This is a genomic window from Arthrobacter sp. TMS2-4 (assembly GCF_054511075.1).
Genome location: NZ_JBTNDI010000008.1, coordinates 138,144 through 155,713, shown reverse-complemented (window position 1 = coordinate 155,713; position 17,570 = coordinate 138,144). Strand labels below are relative to the sequence as shown.

Genomic DNA, 17,570 nt, shown 5'->3' with positions numbered 1-17,570 from the left:
CGTGCCGGCACCTGGGCACCGCGCCGTCGGCCGTCCGGGAAGGTCACCCGTACACGTGAAGTGCCCCGCCGTACCCGAGCGGCATGCCGTAGCCGCGCAGCCAGGAATCCAGCACCTCGGTCACCGCCGCGAATCTGAGCTGTTGGATCGGTGCGACGGCGCTGTGGGGCTTGTTCCCGGCGTCGTCCGCCTCGGCGCCCAGTCCGATCCGCCAGTTGTGAACTGCTCCACCATCGCAGTACGCGATTTCCACGAGGTAGCCGCTCCCCGTGTTCATGACCTGGGCGTATCGGCCTGAAGGACCGAGATCGAGGTTCTTGGACTGGATGACCAGCCAGTCACCACTGGTGGCGATCAGCCTGACCAGACGGACCACTTCGGCCCGCGATTCGAGGTCTCGCCAGTTACTGCAGTTACCGTCGACGCTGACCATCCACTGAAAGGCTTCCTCAACGGCCGGATGCAGGAGCAGGTCCAAGAGGGTTTGTTCGACGGGCGCAGTGACGGATAGTGCGCAGCCGATTTCGGTGATGATTGCGTTTCCCGCAACGAGACTTCCGGACATCCGGGCTCCTTTCAGGCGGTAAGCATTACTTCATGATTCCCCGTGCCACCGACATTCCTTCTCTGTCGCGGCAGGGACCGATTCCTTGTTCGACGACCGGAACCGGCTGAATGGCCGGCAGAAGAAGTCCGCCCTGAAAGCGCTCCTCGGTGGGTTTAGTGTGGGTCTGACCACCAGCCCAGTAAGCACCGGGAGACCCATGACCTACGAACTCCGCACATACACCGCCAACCCCGGCAAGATGGACGCCCTCGTGGAGCGCTTCCGCTCCTCGACCATCGACCTCTTCACCGAGCACAACATGAAGAGCCTCGGCTACTGGACGCCGGTCGGGACGGACGACGTCCTCGTCTATCTCCTCGAGCACGACGGCGACCCGAAAGCCAATTGGACGGCGTTCGGCGCCGATCCGCGGTGGACCGAGGCGAAGGCGTCGTCCGAGACGGATGGTGTCCTGGCGGCACGCATCGACTCGGCGCTGCTCGAGGCGACGGATCTGTACCCGGTGGCGCAGGCGCGGTAGGCCCGGCCTCTTACAGGGGTTGGTTGCAGAACGCAACAAAGCGGACGCCGGGCCGGGAAGCTGTTCGTCGAGTTCTCCGGGAACCTACAGTCGGCTCATCATTCCGACCAGGTCTCAGGAGTAATCCCATGAAGAAGCTATCCATCGTCGTTGCCACCTCGGCTGTCGCCGGCGCCTCCCTGCTGTCCGCCTCACCCGCCCTCGCCGTCGGCCTCCCGTTCAACAACTGCACGGAAGCCGCGAACGTCGGCGTCTACAACATCCCTCTCGGCACCCCCGGCTACCAGCCAGGGCTCGACGCCGACAAGGACGGCTTCGGTTGCGATGCAGCAGGAACACCTGCCTACAACGCGAGCATCGTGGCGGGTATCGTCGCTCAGAACACCCCTCCGGTGACGCCGCCCGTGGCCCAGCCTGTGCCACCCGTCGCGCAGCCGGTCCCCGGGCAGGTTGCTCAGATGCCGGTTGGTGGAGCCGAGACCGGTGTGGCCCAGACTCCGCAGGACGACTCAGGCGCCTTGGCCCTGGGCGGCGGACTGGTGCTTGCGGCACTGGGCGGAGCGTTTGTCGTCCGCCGTCGTGCGGTTGCCGCTGGCTGATCAACGAACCGACGACGATGCCCGGCACGGTTCGTGCCGGGCATCGTCACGCCTGGGGCTCTCCTCATTCCCTGGACCGTGCCGCAATGGACCGGGGAATCCCGCTGGTCGCGTCACTCGACCCGGCAGCGTGCCGAGGCCGCGCGACGCGAGCCGGTTACCCGCCGACCACCTGTCCGCCCTTGATCACGGCGCTGATGGACGACTCGGGATCGGCCAGCACGGTAACGTCGTCGAGCGGGTTCTGGTTCAGGATCAGCAGGTCGGCGAAGGCGCCGGGCGCCACGACTCCCAGCTTCCCCTCGAGCCCGATCAGCTCGGCGGCGGTGAGCGTCGCGGAGCGCAGCACCTCCTGTGCCGACTGCACCTGGGCGCGGATCCGGAACTCCTGGCTCTGGTGGACCTGCATCGCCCCCAGCAGGTCGGTACCGAAGACGATCTTCACCCCGCCCTTGTTCGCACGGTCGAGGGCTTCGAGGCCGGCGTGGAGCACCGTGTCGACCTTCTCGCGGCTGGCCGCAGGCAGGCCTGCGGCCTCGCCGTCGGCCTTGAGGCGCTCATAGGTGATGAGGGTCGGCACGAGGAAGGCGTCCTTCTCCACGAACAGGCGCACGCTCTCGTCGTCGATCAGGTTGCCGTGCTCGATGCAACGGACACCGAGGCGCAGTCCGCGGTTGACGGCGCGGGCAGTGTAGGCGTGACCGCAGACGTAGCGGTTGGAGGCCTCGGCCTCCTCGACGACGGCGAGGATCTCGCTCTCCGAGAACTGTGTGGAGTCCACGCGGTCCGTGGGTGAGGCGACACCCCCCGACAGCATGATCTTGATGTGGTGCGCGCCGGTCCGCAGCTGATCCCTCGCGGCCTTGCGGACGGCGTCGACGCCGTCGCACACAATGCCGATGGAGGGACAGCACTGGTGCGGGTCGAGGGTGCTGGAGCCCATCGCCCGCATGTCGCCGTGTCCGCCGGACTGCGAGAGGGCCTTGCCACCGAAGATCACCCGCGGGCCCTCGAACAGCCCTTCCTCCACGGCCATGGCGACGCCGAAGTCCGCGCCCGCCACGTCGCGGACGGTGGTGAAGCCGCGGTGCAGCATGGCCTTCATGTTCCGGGCCGTATGCGCGGCGACATAGGTGGGTGACCATTCGGCCATGGCGCCGAGATCCGCCGTCGCCGCGGTGACGTGCACGTGTCCGTCGATGAGGCCCGGTAGCACGTACTTGCCCCCGGCATCGATCGTCTCCCCGGCGGGGCGGTCGGCGGGGACCTCAGCGGTCGGGCCCACCCAGGTGATCAGCCCGTCCTCGATGAGGACGCTCCGGCCGGGTGACGAGGTGCCGTCGGCGAGATCAAGGACCGTCGCGTTGGTGATGTGCAAGTGTTGTGTCTCGGGCATGGTGCTCCTCGAAGAGTGGTGTGGCTGACGCCTCATCCGATACTGGCAACTTCGAGCACAACATGCAACAGCTGTTGCATGAGGGGAGGCAGAGTGGTGCAGATCGCCGAATGGTTCGAGGGCCTCGCGCTGGGGCGGAAGGCGAGCCCCGGGATCGAGGCGGTCCTCGCGGTCATGCGCACTGACGCCGCGCGGGCGTCCTTCATGTCCACCCAGGAGCTCGCCTCGCGAGCGGACGTGAATGTGGCGACCGTGGTGAGGGCCGCCCAGTTCCTCGGCTTCTCCGGATGGTCGGCCCTGAAGTCCGAACTGCGACACCGGTACCTCGCGTCCCTGACCGCTGAGAGGCTCCTCACCGAGCGCGCCGTACCGGCCGGCGGCCTCGTCGAGTCCTCCCTGGCCAACGATCTCCGCAACGTGACGCGCCTCGCCGACAGCATCGACCCCGAGGGCATCAGCCGCGCAGCGGCGATCCTCGCCTCGGCCGAGCGCACCATCGTCCTGGCCACCGGCAGTTATGCGGCCGCGGGTTTCCAGCTCGCCCACGTCGGCCAGTGGATGGGCCGCGACGTGGAGCTGCACACCGCCTCGGGGACCGCCCTCGTGAACCGGCTGCTCAGGCTCGGGCCGGGCGACTGCCTCGTAAGCTGCAACCTGTGGCGCGCGAGTAAGTTCGTCCTGGACGTGGTGCGCGTCGCGGCGCAGCGGGGCATCCGGATCGTGGCGATAGCGGACCGCCAGACGGGGATCACCGATCTGGCGGAGGTAGCCCTGCTGGTACCGAGCGAGGGCGTAACCTTCATGCCGAGCACCGTTGCGGCGGTCGCGACCGTCCAGGCCCTGCTGGCCGAACTCTCGGCCGCAGACCCGGCCCGCACCATGGCAGCCCTTCGTGGCGCCGAGGAGCTCTGGAGCGAGCTCGACCTCGTGGATCCGGCGTGAGAAGCAGTTGTCGGCTCATGTTTCGGTCGCATGACATTCTGCAACAACTATTGCAATAGGAGCTGGATCACACCAGACTGCTCTGGAGTACCGGCGCCCGGCCGGCATCAGCGAGAGGCTCCCCATGCAACCTGTGCACGTTCTCATCCTCGTGGGCTATGTCCTGCTTATGGTCCTGGTCGGGGCGTGGTTCAGCCGCAAGAAGGCGATCGCCGACGGTGACGACTTCATGCTGGCGGGCCGCTCGCTGCCCGCGCCCGTCCTGGCCGGGACGCTGCTGGCCACCTTCGTCGGGTCCGGCTCCATCATCGGCGGGGCCAGCTTCGTCTACACCTACGGCCCCGTCGCCGGGATCTTCTTCTTCGCCGGTACCGTCGTCGGCATCGTCTGCCTGTACTTCATGGCCACCAAGGTTCGGCGGCTGTCCCACCACACCATCCCGGAGATGCTCGAAGTGCGCTTCGGCAGGCCGGTCCGGGTCCTCGCGACGATCATCATCCTGGTGGCCTTCGTGGGCATCACGGCCTACCAGTTCACCGGCGCGGGCTCGATCCTCAGCATCATCACGCCGCTCAGCCCCGCGCAGGGAACCATCGTCGCCGCCGTCCTCATCACCTTCCTCGCCCTCGGCGGCGGCCTGAAATCGGTTGCCTGGACCGACTTCGTGTCAGTCGTCGTGATCGTGGTCGCGCTGGTCGGGACACTCGCCGTCGTCTTCATCGCCGACGTCGGTGGGATCGGCGGTTACGTCGAGCGCCTGGACCCCGCGCTGACCTCGCTGACCGGCACGCTCACTCCGGTCCAGCTCCTCGGCTACTTCCTGCCCCTGTTCCTCCTCATCCTGGGTGACCAGAACATGCACCAGCGGCTTGCTTCCGGCCGCGACGAGAGCACGGCCCGGAAGGCCACCATCGGTTTCTTCGGTGGCGCCATCCTGCTGCTGGGCACGATCATCCTGCTGGCGTCGTCGTCGTCCTTCCTCCTCCCCGGCATCGAGCCGGGCCAGGCCATCCTCGGCCTCGCCGGGACGGACCTCGTACCCCTCGGCATCGGCGGCCTGCTCCTCGCCGGCGCCTTCGCGCTGATCGTGACCACCGGGTCGTCCTACCTGCTCACCTGCTCCGGCAACATCGTCTACGACCTCGTATTCCAGCGCCGCGGCAGTGCCCGGAACGCACAGAAGGCACTGAAGCTGGGGCGCTGGGCCGTCCTCGCGGTGACGGTGTTCGCGTACGTGCTCGGCCAGTTCTTCCCGAGCGTGCTCGCCCTGCAGATGTACGCCTACACGATGTACGGCGTGGCCATCACTCCCGTGGTCCTTGCCGCCCTGTTCTGGAAGCGTGCCACGTCGTGGGGCGCGATCGCCGGCATGGTCGTCGGCGGAGTCGCCACTGTGGCCTGGGAGTCGACCGGCCGATCCGCGGACATCAACGCCGTCGTCGTCGCACTCCCTCTCGCCGTGACGGCGCTGGTCGTCGTGAGCCTGCTGACCCGCACATCGGCGACGGATGGTGCCCCGACCGGGACGGACGAGCAGACCACCGAGGGCGCCCACGCGGCCTGACGGCGACCCGCTGGGTTCTGCACAGGGCCCTGCTCGACGGCGGCCGCACCCGGAGCCGGGTGCGGCCGACAGTATTCACTCCCGGTCGGGGGGCTTCTTATCCGCTTCCAGCGGATCGTCAACGTCTCACCCGTCGGCGATCCGCATGCAGCCTCGAATTCCCCGGAACCTGCAGTGGACCCCGTGCTTTGCCCTGACGCAGCCGCCGGCAGCCCGGGCACAGGAGGTCAGCCGGCGTGCGGCAGCGACACCTCGACCAGTCCGGCGACCACGCGGGTCGTGAACGACGGCTGGGGCGACGTCGCGGGACCCTGCATGACCTCGCCGGTCTTCAGCGAGAACGTGCTCTTGTGCCAGGGGCAGACCACGCAGGCGTTGCCGTCGTCGAACGTCAACTCGCCCTCGTTGAGCGGCCCGGAGAGGTGACTGCAGGTGTCCGACAGGACGGACACGTCGTCGCCCTGGCGGAGGACCACGAGTGGGACCTCGCCGAGCATCTTCCGCTCGAGCTTCCCCTCGGGGAGGTCGGCGAGCGCACCGAGCGCGTGCCAGCCGGGCTCCACGCGGTGCGGGACGTCCTCGGCGTGGTTCGCGCCCAGTGACTGCCGGTAGGACATGTGCCCGCCGAGGAATCCGCCCGCGGAGACGACGACGAGGCCGGTGTAGGAGAGCAGCTTTCCGGACTTCCCGCGCAGGCGCTGGACGAGGGAGAGCGCGTACAGCCCGGTGGCGACGACGTTCGCCCCGGCGTGCACGATACCGACGCGCTGCTGCTGTTCGTGTCCCTCCGACCAGTCGGTCCAGCCGGCCACTGCAGTGGGACCGGCGGTGATCACGCCGGTGCCGATGAGGATCGCGGAGGCCTTCTTCGAGCCGGGGATCGCATCGAGGATGGCCGCGGAGAACCAGGTGCCCGTGGGCACGAGGATCATCAGCGGGTGCAGCGGGTGGCCGATCGGCACGCCGTGGAGGATGTCACGGATTGCGCCGGGCTTGATCACCGACTGCACGACGCCGCGCATCTTGGTGACCATCGGATCGAGCCCGGTGGCGTTCTCGAGCTTCTCGACGGATTGCAGGGGGCGGAGGGTCTTCATGGTGTCTCCTCAAGTTGCAGGTGGGCAGCAGCGGAGCTAGCGCCTCATTTACGAAGCATACTGAGGATCACCGACGGGTGCCGGTCGACTTAGGTGCTTCACCGTCGTCGACCGCTCCCAGCAGGGTGCGCCGGTCCCGCCACGCGCCGGTGGACCACAGCGCCCAAACGACGAGCACGGGCTGGAAGAACAGGCGAGTGAGGCGTGCGCCGTCGGTGTCGAGCCCGAAGGCGCTGACGCCGTCGACGTACTGGGCGATGTTGCCGGGGAAGATCGCGACGAAGAAAGCCGCGACCACCCAGCCGACGATCACGCGATACCGACCGAGGGCCACCAGTGCGGCGCCGAGCACCAGTTCGACGACGCCGGATGCGACGACCACGAAATCCGGTTCGAGGGGCAACCACGCCGGGACTTGGGCAGCGAACTCGGCCCGGGCCAGTGTCAGGTGGGCCGTGCCGGCGAACAGGAGGAATGCGCCGAGCACGATCCGCGCCGTCGTCCTCGCGGTGGACGTGCGCTGCAGTGCTACGGGTGACGCCATGCTGCGCACGATAGCATCGACGCGATGGTGTTCAGCCGTTGTGGCGGGCTGGAACGGGTCGGTGCTCGGCTCGATCATGCAATCGTTTTTCCTCCTCAGGGATTTGGCAGTGGTCGAGAGTCTGACGAGCACTGTTCGGTCATACGGGGAAAAGTTGACGGTGTGTGCCGCGCGCACGAAGCGGTGCCGTGCTGACGATAAAATCAGGGTGTCGTCATCGGACCTCGAACCACGTACCCTGCCTCCTGTAGGAGATCCCACCCGGACCACATCCGCCATGAGTGCGGCCGACCGGTCACGATGCCCGGCAGTCAGTCGCAGGAACACCACGAAGGAGATCGTCATCGCCCCTCGCAACCGCCTCAATGCCCGTTTGCGCACCACCCTCGCCCTGCTGGCCGAGCACCAGGTGTCCGGTTCCGTCGTCGCGCCCAGCGAACTGATGGCCAAGGCCGTCGCGGACGTCCCGTTCGACGACAAGGAAGCGGAACTCCTCTCCGGCGGTGTCCCCCGTGGATTCAAGGCCCTGACGACGGCGACGTCGAAGCTCGTGAAAGCCGGCTGGCTCGTCAAGGGCCGCAGCGGCTGGACCGCCACCGACGAGGGCATCCGTGCCGTCGCAGCCTTCACCGACCCTGACCAGTTCATCGAGGCCATGACCAGCGGTGCTCGAGTGCCGGAGCAGGCCGCCGGCCACGCTCCACAGGCGCCGGAGCAGTTGGGCGAGGAGGCGCACGCTTCACCGGCCGAGGATCCGACGCCGCCGGACGTCACCCCAACTCTCGATGTCTCGCCCGAGGCCGTGGCCGAGGAGGCTCCGCCCGAGCTCGTCGCCGCTGCCGCAGAGGCGCTCGCGGCGTCGCCGACTGACGCGACGACGGATTCGACCGACGACACTCCTGCCGGTTCGGACGCCGACGTCGCGTGGCAGGACCAGCCGCAGTCCGTGGCCCTGTCCGGTGACTTCGCTCCGCTGTTCGGCGACGCCGGCCACTGGAGCACCGATCTCCGCGAGCTGCGCTTCGACTGGGAGCCGACGGAGAACCTGTGGCTGCACATCCTGCAGCTGCCTGCCGGGACCTACCAGTTCAAGATCCTCGTCAACGGATCGTGGGAGGAGAACTACGGCCGCTTCGGTGTGCGTGACGGCGCCAACCACGAGCTGCACCTGATCACCGACACCACGGTGACCTTCCGGTTCGACTACGGGACGAAGGACATCCGGACCTCCTAGTCGAGGATCGGGTTCCGGCCCCGTGCGCTGCCTCCGGGTGGCGGACGGGGCCGACGTCGTTCCTGGGGCCTGCCCTTGTTCCCGCTGTCGTTCCCGGGTTTGCGCCCTCCGGGTGCGTGTCGGGTCGGGACACGCCGAGTGTCGCGCTTCGGGCCAGGCAGAGGCGGGAACGACGGCGTGGCTGACGCGCTGGCGAGGGGCAGCCTTCGCTCAGGTTTCCCCAAGGACTCGCGACACTCCCCCACCCGGCACCGACGGTCCCGCAGGATGGGGCAGAGATCAGTCGACCGGGGGAAGTGCGGGGCGCATGGGCGCAATGGATCGCGAGTGGTTCCACGAGGGCCGCGATGCGCGGATGAAGGCCGTCCAACGGTCGCCGTCGGGCAGGATTCCGGGGTGGGCGCTCGACGACGCCCTCGGCACACCGTCCGCTCCCCCACCGTGGCGGGCCGCACCGACCTACGGGCCGGCCTCGAAGCAGGCGTCGCGCTCCGGGCGGGCACGGGCCCGGGAGCGCGCGCCGGCTCGCAGACGACGTATGCGACGGCTCGGCACCGTGGCGGGCGTCGGCCTGGTCGCCGCCCTGTACGCGATGCCGTCGTTGTTCGACCGCTTCGTCCTGCCGGTCGCACTGCCCTACCTGCCCGGGGCCGACGTGCCGCCCCGCGGGGTCGGGGCCGGCGATGCGCCGCTCGGGACACCACCGCCGGCACCGGCGTCGACGGCGTTCGCGTTGCTGGACTCGCCTGTCGAGGAGCAGGAGTGGATCGCCTATGACCCGTGCCGCCCCGTGCACTACGTCGTCCGGCCCGACAACGCGCCGGCCGGGTCGGAGGGACTGGTGCAGGAGGCAGTCGCTGCGGTGTCCGTTGCCACGGGCCTGCAGTTCATCGACGACGGCGTGACCACGGAGGCGCCGAGCGAGGACCGCGACCTGTACCAGCCGGAGTTGTACGGGAAGACCTGGGTGCCGGTGCTCATCACCTGGACCAGTGAGGCCGAGATCCCAGGACTCGCCGGTGACATCGCGGGACTCGGCGGCAGCGACTACGCCCAGGCGCCCGGGCAGCCGTTGGTCTACGCGGGTGGGCAGGTGCAGCTCGATGCGCCCGACGCCGCCCGGTCGCTCAGCTACCCGGACGGGCGGGCGCAGCTCCGAGCGATCATCATGCACGAGCTCGCGCACGTCGTCGGGCTCGATCATGTGGATGATCCCGGCGAGCTGATGTACGAGCAGAACATGGGGCGGGTCTCGTTCGGCGAGGGCGACCGTGCCGGCCTCGCACTCCTCGGTTCGGGACCCTGCGCGCCCGGACTGTGAACTCCCATTCCCTGAAGGTCAGGCCGGAGCGATCCGCGACGGCGCATGTGTCGCACGCGCCGTCCTGCTCGCCCGCGTCCACTCCCGGAGAAATCTGCTAAACAACTGAGTAAAAGTCCGCCATGGCGCGCCGACAACGTAAATTAAGGAGATGAGCAATGATGCCCTCCCGACAGCCGTCCAACCGTTCGATCCCGACGGCGGCAGCGACCAGTCTGCCGAGGCACTCGAGGCGCTCATCGCCACGGTCGAGAGGGAAGTCGCCGAACTCGAATTCACACGCTTCACGAACGACGACGCCGTCGCGCTGGGGCAGTTGATCGTTCAGTTGGGAGCGGGTCGCAACCTGCCGATCGCCGTCTGCATCCGACGGCCGAACCACATCCTGTTCCGGGCCGCGCTCGACGGCACCACGCCGGACAACGACTACTGGCTCGACGCGAAAAGCCGCACCGCCGAACGGTACCTCGTTCCTTCCCTGCTCGTCGGCCTGTGGGGACGCCGCAACGGCGGGAGGGTGGAGGACGATCCGCTGTTCGACACGACGGTGTTCGCAGCGCACGGCGGCTCCTTCCCGCTGTACATCCAGGGTGTCGGACCGGTGGCCACCGTGACGGTTTCCGGCCTTCCGCAGCTCGAGGACCACAAGCTCGTCGTCGAGGCGCTCCGGACCTTCCACGCCGCTGCCGGCCTGTAGCCCGTGGTACGCCGTCGTGCGTCTTCGCATGACGCCGCGTAACCGAATATGACGGGGACCGCTGGCGCTGCCGCCGCCCCGTGCGCTTAGCTGGAGCCATAACCATCCCGAGCGGCCGAGAGACCTGGATCGACGACGCCGCAGCAACCCTCCCCGCGTAGCAACGGGGAACGGTGCTACTGCCAGGACCGATGGAGAAGCTACACGCTTTCGTTGGTCTGTCCCTCCGTGCTCCTGCACGCCCGGGGCGCCTGCCGGCGACCTGTATCAGCCCTCCATCGGGCGATGATTCAGGAGCCCCGCGTGAGAACAGCAAGCCCCAGCACACCCCGATCCTTCCCCCGATGCGCACCCCGCGGCATTGTCCTGTCCGCCGTCGCGGCGGCAATGGCGCTCACCGCGAGCGGCTGCGGAGGCTCCGCTGCCGCAGGCGAGGACGACACCTTCGTCTTCGCGACGGGCAAGGACATCTCCTGCCTCGACCCCCACGTCAACGGGGACATGCCGCAGGCGTCCATCGCGGCGAACTACCTCGATTCCCTGGTCTCCCAGGACAGCGAGGGTGCCATCCATCCCTGGCTGGCCACGGACTGGTCGGTCTCCGACGACGGCCTCACCTACACCTTCACGGTGCGCGACGACGTCCGGTTCACTGATGGCACCAGGCTCACCGCAGAGGCGGTGAAGGCCAACCTCGACCACATGATCGACCCCGATACACAGTCAGGGACGGCCGGCGGCTACCTCAAACCCTACGTGGGCACGGAGGTGGTGGACGAGACCACAGCCGTCGTCACCCTCAACCGCCCATACGCTGCGTTCCTCGAGGTGCTCGCGCAGCCGTTCCTCGGTATCCAGTCACCGGAGGCGCTCAAACGTCCGCAGGCCGAGAACTGCAACGCCCCCGTGGGAACCGGGCCCTACCGAATCGTGGACTACGTGCCGCAGTCCAGGGTCAGCCTGGTCCGCAACGAGGACTACAACTCGGCCCCGCCGTACGCGCAGCACGAGGGGCCGGCGCACATCGAGAAGATCGAGTGGCGGATCGTCCCCGAGGATTCCACGCGCTACGGGCTGCTGCGCGCCGGGCAGGTGCACGCCCTGGACCTCATGCCGTCCGTCCATTTCGGTGAGGCCGAGGCGGACCCGGACGTCGGACTCATCCTGCAGGACAGGCCCGGCAACCCGACCAACCTGATCCTCAACACGACACGCGCACCGTTCGACGACCTCCGGGTCCGGAAGGCCTTCCTCCGCAGCGCGTACGTCGACGCCGGCATCAACAGCGTCTACTTCGGCACCGTGACCCGGGCCGGCGGACCGCTCAGCTCCACCACCGGCTTCTACTCCCCCGACTTCGAGCACGTCCACGACCCGGACCCGGACGAGGCAGCCCGCCTGCTCGACGAGGCCGGCTGGACCGAACGGGACGACGAGGGCTACCGCGTGAAGGACGGCGCGCGCCTGACCGTGCACTTCCCCTACACACCCGGCGCGTGGCCCACTGCCCATCAGGCCCTCGTAACGCAGATCCAGGCGACGGCGAAGAAGGCCGGCTTCGAGGTGCTCATCGAGAACGGTGACGGCGCAACCGTCAGCGAACTCGGCAACACCTTCGACTACGATCTCCGCGCCGACTACTGGAACACCAACACGGCCGACGTCCTGCGGATCGTCTTCTCCTCCGAGTACACCGAGTCCGCGGGCTTCGTGCCCAACGGCTCGGGTTTCCGCAACCCGGAACTCGACGGCATCCTCAATGACGCCCTCGCGACGGACGACCCCGGGACGCGGGAAGACCTCTACTACCGGGCGCAGCAGATCGTCAGTGACAACGCGCTGCAACTGCCCCTCTACAACCAGGCCAGCCAGGTGGCGCTCCGGACCGACCGCTATCGGGATCTCACCCTCGAGCCGAGCCTGTCCCTCCCCTACCTCTACGACGTCACGGCGGTGGATTCAGAATGAGCACCCAGTCCCTCGATTCCCTCAGCGCAGCACCCCGCACGACGGCGACGGCGGGCACCGCCGGGAAGGTCGTCGCGAAGCGGGCGGCCGGCAGCCTCTTCGTCCTCTGGGCGGCCGTGACCCTGACGTTCTTCGTCCTGCGCCTCACGCCGGGCGATCCGATCACCGCGATCCTGGGCGGCGCGGGATCCTCGCCGTCCCCCGAGACGGTCGCGGCCGTCCGCGCCGAGTACGGGCTCGACCGGCCCGTCCTCGTCCAGTACCTCTCCTACCTGGGGAACCTCGCCACGGGAGACTTCGGGGTGTCCTACATCTTCAAGGTCCCGGTCCTGGAGATCATCGGCCCGCAGATCCTGCCCACCCTGCAGCTCGCGGGGCTGGCCCTCGTGTTCGCGTGGGTCATCGCCCTCGCGTTCACCCTACTGACGGTGGGACGTGGGCGCGTGCTCGACGGCGCCGGCCGCGCCGTCGAGGTGTTCTTCGCCTCCCTCCCCCAGTTCTGGGTGGGCATCATGCTCGCGGTGGTCTTCGCCGTCACCCTCGGCTGGTTCCCCGTTGCCGGCAACGACGGTTTCAGGTCGCTCGTGCTGCCCGCGCTCTCCCTCGCGATCCCCCTGGCAGGGTTCATCGCCCAGGTCACCCGGTCCTCGTTCGAGGACGCTCTCGCCCAGCCGTTCGTCCTCAGCGCCCGGGCCCGTGGCCTGAGCGATACGGCCGTACGACTGACCCACGCCCTGCGCCACGCGATCCTGCCCGGCCTCACGCTCTCCGCGTGGGCCGTGGGCTCGCTCGTCAGTTCCGCCGTCGTCGCCGAGATCATCTTCGCCAGGCCTGGCCTCGGCCGGTCCCTGGTGGACGCCATCGTGAACCGCGACCTGCCCGTCACCCTCGCCGTGGTGGTCATCATCGCCGCGGTCTACATCCTCGTGAACCTCGTGGTGGATGTTCTCTACCGCGTGGTCGACCCCCGCACGAACCCGAAGGGATCCGCAGCATGAGCCTGACCCTCGACCCCACGACGACGGCGGCGGCCGGCACCGGCGCTCCGACCGCGCCGTCACCCGTCCCCTCCCGCGCCGGACGCCTGGTCCGCAACACCCCGATCGGGGTCTGGATCGCTGCCGCACTCTTCACCTTCCTCGTGCTCGCCGCCGTCGTACCGTCCGTCTTCCTGCGGCAGGACCCGTTCGAGATCGACCCCGCCAACGCCTTCCAGTCCCCGGGCGGCGCGCACCTGTTCGGTACCGACCAGAACGGGCGCGATGTGTTCTCCCGCGTGATCGCCGGCACGGGGCAGTCCCTGCTGCTCGGTCTCGCCGCCACGGCGATCGGCCTGGTCCTCGGCGGCGCCCTCGGCATCACCGCAGGGGTCTCCGGCAGGTGGGTGGACTCGGCGATCTGCCGGTTCGTGGAAATCCTCTTCGCCTTTCCGGGCCTGCTCCTGGCCCTGATCGTCATCGCGGTGTCCGGCACCGGTGTTGTCACCGCGGCCATCGCCGTCGGGGTCGGTTCTGCCCCCGGTTATGCAAGGATGCTGCGGACGCAGACCCTCCAGGTGGTCGCGGCCCCGTATGTGGAAACAGCCCTGTCGCTCGGCCGGTCGAGATCCCACATCCTCTGGCACACGATCGTCCCGAACGTGGCGCGGCCCCTCTTCGTGCTCGCCACCCTCGGGATCGGCCAGGCGATCGTCTGGGCGTCGTCGCTCAGCTTCCTCGGTCTGGGCGCGCAGCCCCCGGCCGCCGAGTGGGGCGCCATGCTCGCCGACGGCCGGAACTACCTCCAGGTGGCCTGGTGGATCGCGGCTTTCCCCGGCATTTTCATCACGCTCGCCGCACTGACCACCACTGTGGTGGGACACCACCTGCAGCGCCGACTCGAAGCAGAGGTCTGACCATGACTGACATCACGAATACGGGCTCAGGGAGCACCGCCGGGCAGCCCCTGCTCTCAATCGACAACCTCAGCGTCTCCTTCACCACGCCGCGGGGCGCGGTCGACGTCGTCCGCGAGGTCTCGCTGGCCCTCGCACCCGGCCAGGCGCTCGCCCTCGTGGGCGAATCGGGCTCGGGCAAGACCGTCACTGCCCGCACGCTCGTGGGGCTGAACGCTCCGAACGCGAGGGTGTCGGCCGACCGCCTCGACGTCCTCGGCCACGACGCCACCCGGCTGTCCGAGCGGCAGTGGCGGGGACTACGCGGGAAGGACATCGGCTATGTGCTGCAGGACGCCCTCGTCTCCCTGGATCCCCTGCGCACGGTGGGCCAGGAGATCGACGAGACCCTCCGCGCCCATGGGGTCCGCGGCCGGGCCGAACGGCAGGAGCGGGTCCACACCGCGCTGCGCGACGCCGGGATCCCGGACCCCGAGGTCCGCGCCCGCCAGCGATCCGGCGAACTGTCCGGCGGGCTCCGACAGCGGGCGCTGATCGCCCAGGCCACGGTGCTCAACCCACGGCTCGTGATCGCGGACGAGCCCACCACCGCCCTCGACGCCACCGTGCAGGCGCAGATCCTCGAACTGCTCGCCGAACTCAAGGAGCAGGGCCGCGGGCTCATCTTCATCTCGCACGACCTCGCCGTGGTGAGCCACCTGGCCGATGAGATCGCCGTCATGCAGCACGGGCGGATCGTCGAGTCCGGGCGGGCATCGGAGGTGCTCGGCAACCCGCGCCACGACTACACACGCCAGCTGATCGACGCCGTCCCGTCCGCAGCAGGCAAGGGCACCCGGCTCTCGGCGGTCCCCCGGGTGTCCGTGGAAGCCCGGCCCACGCGGCCCTCGGCATTCTCCGATGATGCCCCTGCCCTCGAGGCGCGCAATCTGGTGAAGACCTATCCCGGCCCGGGTGGTACGCACCGCACCGTCGTCGACGACGTCTCCTTCACGCTCGCCGCGGGGAGGACGCTCGGGATCGTCGGTGAATCGGGGTCCGGCAAGTCGACGACGGCGCGGATCGCGCTCGGCCTCACCGAGCCCGACGCCGGGACCGTCACCCTCGGGGGTCTGCCCTGGGTGGGAAGCACCATCGCGGAACCTCTCCGCCGCCCCCACCGGCCGGATATCCAGCTCGTCAACCAGGACCCGCTGAGTTCGTTCGACCCTCGCTTCAGCGTGGGCCGCATCATCACCGATGCCCTGGATGCCGGCTCCATCGGCGTCCCCGGTGAGCGACGCGACCGCGCGGCCGAACTCCTCGGGCAGGTGGGTCTGTCACTGGATCTCGTCGACCGGCGGCCTCTCACCCTTTCCGGCGGTCAGCGCCAACGTGTCGCGATCGCCCGTGCTCTGGCACTCCAGCCACGCGTCCTGCTGCTCGACGAACCCGTCTCCGCACTCGACGTCTCCATCCAGGCGCAGGTCCTCGACCTCCTGGCGGACCTCCAGGAGCAACTCGCGCTCAGCTACCTGTTCATCAGCCACGATCTCGGCGTCATCCACCACGTGAGCGACGACGTCCTGGTGCTCAAGGACGGCCGCGTGATGGAGTCCGGGACGGCGTCTTCGATCTTCACGGCTCCGGCCACCGACTACACCCGGGCCCTGCTCGACGCCGTACCCGACATGCCGGCTCGGGATCCCATCGGCGCCGCTCACGGCGATCACGACGCGACCGGCGTCGTTCCCGGCCTTACTCGTGGCGCCGGCGGCGCGCCCGCATCCACCCCGTTCCACGACCCGGCAGGAGCCGACCGATGACCGCAGACACCCTTACAACCCCGACCGACGCTCAGGCTGTCGACGTCCCGCTCACCTACACCCGGCTGGCCGAACACTACCGCCCGTTGTTCGAGGAGATCGCCGCCGGTGCGGCGAAGCGCGAGGACGAGCGGATCCTCCTGCACACCCAGGTGCGCACGCTCGCGGACGCCGGGTTCACGGCGCTGCGGGTGCCGGTCGAGCACGGCGGTGGCGGAGTGAGTGCTCCGCAGTTCTTCCGGCTGCTCATCGAGCTCGCCGCCGCCGAGTCGAACCTCGCACAGGCGCTACGCTGCCACATCGCGTTCGTCGAGGACCGTCTCTATGCCGACGATCCGGTCTGGCTTCGCCGCGTCGCCAGCGGTGCGGTGCTCGGCAACGCATGGACGGAGACCGGACCGGTACCTGTGGGCGGTGTCAGCACCACCATCGAGCGCGACGGCGACGCGTATCGGGTCAACGGCACCAAGTACTACACCACCGGGAGCCTGTACGCGGACTGGATCCAGACGGGTGCGCGAACATCCGACGGCGTCGACGTCATCGCGCTCGTGCGGCGGGACGCACCGGGGGTCGAGGTCGTCGACGACTGGGACGGTTTCGGCCAGCGACTGACGGCGAGCGGTACGTCGATCTTCCGGGACGTCGTCGTGCCCGCGGCGGACGTCATCACCGACACGGAGCATCCGCCGTACGACACCGGGGTGTATCAGCTCGTCCATGTCGCGACCCTTGCCGGGATCGCGCGTTCGGCAGTCCGGGACGTGGCTGCAGAGGTGCGCGGGCGGACCCGCACCTTCAGCCACGGGAACGGCACCAGACCCAGTGAGGACATCCAGGTGCAGCAGGTAGTGGGGGAAGTCTCGGCACTCGCGTTCGCGTCCGAGGCTGCTGCACTCCGGGTGGCCGAACTGCTGCAGGAGGCCTACGAGGCACACCTCGTAGGTCTCCCGCAGGTGGACGCGGACTCCGCTGCAGTAGCAGTGGAGTTCGCGTCCTCGCAGGCACAGATCGTGGTGACGGAGCAGGTCCAGCGTGCAGCCGCGACCATCTTCAACGCGCTCGGGGCGTCGTCGACCCGCAGAAGCCTGCAGCTCGACCGGCACTGGCGGAACGCCCGCACCGTCTCCTCGCATAATCCGGTGATCTACAAGTCGAGGATCGTGGGCGACTGGGAAATCAACGGAACGGTGCCGGCCTTCGTGTGGCGGGCGGGTGACGCGCCGGGTACTTCGTCGGCGGAGGGTCGGGAGGCCGTTTCATAAAGGCGAACGACGGCGGGGTGCGCGCGGTGTCCGGCACGGCGCGTGTTCGAGCGCCCGGTGCGCCGGTGCGCCGGTGCGCCGGTGCGCCATGCTGTCGTCCCTTTGCGCGTCCACAGCATCCCGCTTATGTGGACAACGAGAAGCCACTCTTCCTCC

General features: G+C 68.8%; 16 protein-coding genes and 1 riboswitch. Of the genes, 12 read left to right on the top strand and 4 right to left on the bottom strand.

Annotation, left to right across the window (positions count from 1 at the left end; genetic code table 11):
- Positions 1-43: 43 nt before the first annotated feature.
- Entirely contained in the window at positions 44-565 is a 522-nt protein-coding gene (locus ACX80F_RS11990) for a hypothetical protein (protein ID WP_459336625.1), read from the bottom strand.
- A 199-nt stretch (positions 566-764) separates the two neighbouring features.
- Between ACX80F_RS11990 and ACX80F_RS11985 the strand changes: the two genes are divergently transcribed.
- Positions 765-1,088, top strand: a complete 324-nt coding sequence (locus ACX80F_RS11985) for an NIPSNAP family protein (protein WP_459336624.1) — start codon at positions 765-767, stop codon at positions 1,086-1,088.
- 128 nt (positions 1,089-1,216) lie between these two features.
- Entirely contained in the window at positions 1,217-1,687 is a 471-nt protein-coding gene (locus ACX80F_RS11980; protein ID WP_459336623.1) for an excalibur calcium-binding domain-containing protein, read from the top strand.
- A gap of 157 nt (positions 1,688-1,844) precedes the next feature.
- On the opposite strand, the gene ACX80F_RS11975 is transcribed toward ACX80F_RS11980, so the two are convergent.
- Positions 1,845-3,083 (bottom strand): metal-dependent hydrolase family protein, encoded by a 1,239-nt coding sequence (locus tag ACX80F_RS11975; protein ID WP_459336622.1) that lies wholly within the window; start codon positions 3,081-3,083, stop codon positions 1,845-1,847.
- A gap of 78 nt (positions 3,084-3,161) precedes the next feature.
- Between ACX80F_RS11975 and ACX80F_RS11970 the strand changes: the two genes are divergently transcribed.
- Positions 3,162-4,025 carry a MurR/RpiR family transcriptional regulator gene (locus ACX80F_RS11970; protein ID WP_459336621.1) on the top strand — a complete coding sequence of 288 codons (864 nt, stop codon included), beginning with the start codon at positions 3,162-3,164 and terminating at the stop codon, positions 4,023-4,025.
- Positions 4,026-4,149: 124 nt separating this feature from the next.
- Entirely contained in the window at positions 4,150-5,589 is a 1,440-nt protein-coding gene (locus tag ACX80F_RS11965; RefSeq protein ID WP_459336620.1) for a sodium:solute symporter family protein, read from the top strand.
- Positions 5,590-5,816: 227 nt separating this feature from the next.
- Here the strand turns inward: ACX80F_RS11965 and ACX80F_RS11960 are convergent, their stop codons facing one another.
- Both ACX80F_RS11960 and ACX80F_RS11955 read right to left on the bottom strand, forming a co-directional pair.
- On the bottom strand, positions 5,817-6,686 hold the full coding sequence (locus tag ACX80F_RS11960; RefSeq protein WP_459336619.1) for a Rieske (2Fe-2S) protein: 870 nt from the start codon (positions 6,684-6,686) through the stop codon (positions 5,817-5,819).
- 67 nt (positions 6,687-6,753) lie between these two features.
- Positions 6,754-7,230 (bottom strand): DoxX family protein, encoded by a 477-nt coding sequence (locus tag ACX80F_RS11955; RefSeq protein WP_459336618.1) that lies wholly within the window; start codon positions 7,228-7,230, stop codon positions 6,754-6,756.
- Between the two features lie 277 nt (positions 7,231-7,507).
- Here ACX80F_RS11955 and ACX80F_RS11950 point away from each other — a divergent pair, with 277 nt between their 5' ends.
- The 8 genes from ACX80F_RS11950 to ACX80F_RS11915 all read left to right on the top strand — a co-directional run bounded on the left by ACX80F_RS11950 (position 7,508) and on the right by ACX80F_RS11915 (position 17,414).
- A complete protein-coding gene (locus ACX80F_RS11950) occupies positions 7,508-8,464 on the top strand; it encodes a pullulanase X25 domain-containing protein (protein ID WP_459336617.1) in 957 nt (318 codons plus the stop codon).
- A gap of 307 nt (positions 8,465-8,771) precedes the next feature.
- On the top strand, positions 8,772-9,785 hold the full coding sequence (locus ACX80F_RS11945) for a matrixin family metalloprotease (RefSeq protein WP_459336616.1): 1,014 nt from the start codon (positions 8,772-8,774) through the stop codon (positions 9,783-9,785).
- A 151-nt stretch (positions 9,786-9,936) separates the two neighbouring features.
- Positions 9,937-10,482 (top strand): heme-degrading domain-containing protein, encoded by a 546-nt coding sequence (locus ACX80F_RS11940; protein ID WP_459336615.1) that lies wholly within the window; start codon positions 9,937-9,939, stop codon positions 10,480-10,482.
- Positions 10,483-10,581: 99 nt separating this feature from the next.
- A riboswitch (SAM riboswitch) is annotated at positions 10,582-10,680 on the top strand.
- Between the two features lie 105 nt (positions 10,681-10,785).
- A complete protein-coding gene (locus ACX80F_RS11935; protein ID WP_459336614.1) occupies positions 10,786-12,450 on the top strand; it encodes an ABC transporter substrate-binding protein in 1,665 nt (554 codons plus the stop codon).
- A complete protein-coding gene (locus ACX80F_RS11930; RefSeq protein WP_459336613.1) occupies positions 12,447-13,448 on the top strand; it encodes an ABC transporter permease in 1,002 nt (333 codons plus the stop codon). The genes ACX80F_RS11935 and ACX80F_RS11930 overlap by 4 nt, the downstream gene beginning before the upstream one ends.
- Positions 13,445-14,344, top strand: a complete 900-nt coding sequence (locus ACX80F_RS11925) for an ABC transporter permease (RefSeq protein WP_459336612.1) — start codon at positions 13,445-13,447, stop codon at positions 14,342-14,344. The genes ACX80F_RS11930 and ACX80F_RS11925 overlap by 4 nt, the downstream gene beginning before the upstream one ends.
- A gap of 2 nt (positions 14,345-14,346) precedes the next feature.
- The gene (locus tag ACX80F_RS11920) at positions 14,347-16,149 is read left to right on the top strand and encodes a dipeptide ABC transporter ATP-binding protein (RefSeq protein WP_459336611.1); all 1,803 of its coding nucleotides are present in this window, start codon (positions 14,347-14,349) and stop codon (positions 16,147-16,149) included.
- Positions 16,146-17,414, top strand: coding sequence for an acyl-CoA dehydrogenase family protein (locus ACX80F_RS11915; protein ID WP_459336610.1), 1,269 nt, complete (start codon positions 16,146-16,148; stop codon positions 17,412-17,414). Before ACX80F_RS11920 ends, ACX80F_RS11915 begins: the two co-directional genes overlap by 4 nt.
- Positions 17,415-17,570 lie beyond the last annotated feature (156 nt).

Coding starts and splice junctions, on each gene's coding strand:
- ACX80F_RS11990 (WP_459336625.1), bottom strand. CDS start 565: ATGTCCGGAAGTCTCGTTGCGGGAAACGCAATCATCACCGAAATCGGC.
- ACX80F_RS11985 (WP_459336624.1), top strand. CDS start 765: ATGACCTACGAACTCCGCACATACACCGCCAACCCCGGCAAGATGGAC.
- ACX80F_RS11980 (WP_459336623.1), top strand. CDS start 1,217: ATGAAGAAGCTATCCATCGTCGTTGCCACCTCGGCTGTCGCCGGCGCC.
- ACX80F_RS11975 (WP_459336622.1), bottom strand. CDS start 3,083: ATGCCCGAGACACAACACTTGCACATCACCAACGCGACGGTCCTTGAT.
- ACX80F_RS11970 (WP_459336621.1), top strand. CDS start 3,162: ATGAGGGGAGGCAGAGTGGTGCAGATCGCCGAATGGTTCGAGGGCCTC.
- ACX80F_RS11965 (WP_459336620.1), top strand. CDS start 4,150: ATGCAACCTGTGCACGTTCTCATCCTCGTGGGCTATGTCCTGCTTATG.
- ACX80F_RS11960 (WP_459336619.1), bottom strand. CDS start 6,686: ATGAAGACCCTCCGCCCCCTGCAATCCGTCGAGAAGCTCGAGAACGCC.
- ACX80F_RS11955 (WP_459336618.1), bottom strand. CDS start 7,230: ATGGCGTCACCCGTAGCACTGCAGCGCACGTCCACCGCGAGGACGACG.
- ACX80F_RS11950 (WP_459336617.1), top strand. CDS start 7,508: ATGAGTGCGGCCGACCGGTCACGATGCCCGGCAGTCAGTCGCAGGAAC.
- ACX80F_RS11945 (WP_459336616.1), top strand. CDS start 8,772: ATGGGCGCAATGGATCGCGAGTGGTTCCACGAGGGCCGCGATGCGCGG.
- ACX80F_RS11940 (WP_459336615.1), top strand. CDS start 9,937: ATGAGCAATGATGCCCTCCCGACAGCCGTCCAACCGTTCGATCCCGAC.
- ACX80F_RS11930 (WP_459336613.1), top strand. CDS start 12,447: ATGAGCACCCAGTCCCTCGATTCCCTCAGCGCAGCACCCCGCACGACG.
- ACX80F_RS11925 (WP_459336612.1), top strand. CDS start 13,445: ATGAGCCTGACCCTCGACCCCACGACGACGGCGGCGGCCGGCACCGGC.
- ACX80F_RS11920 (WP_459336611.1), top strand. CDS start 14,347: ATGACTGACATCACGAATACGGGCTCAGGGAGCACCGCCGGGCAGCCC.
- ACX80F_RS11915 (WP_459336610.1), top strand. CDS start 16,146: ATGACCGCAGACACCCTTACAACCCCGACCGACGCTCAGGCTGTCGAC.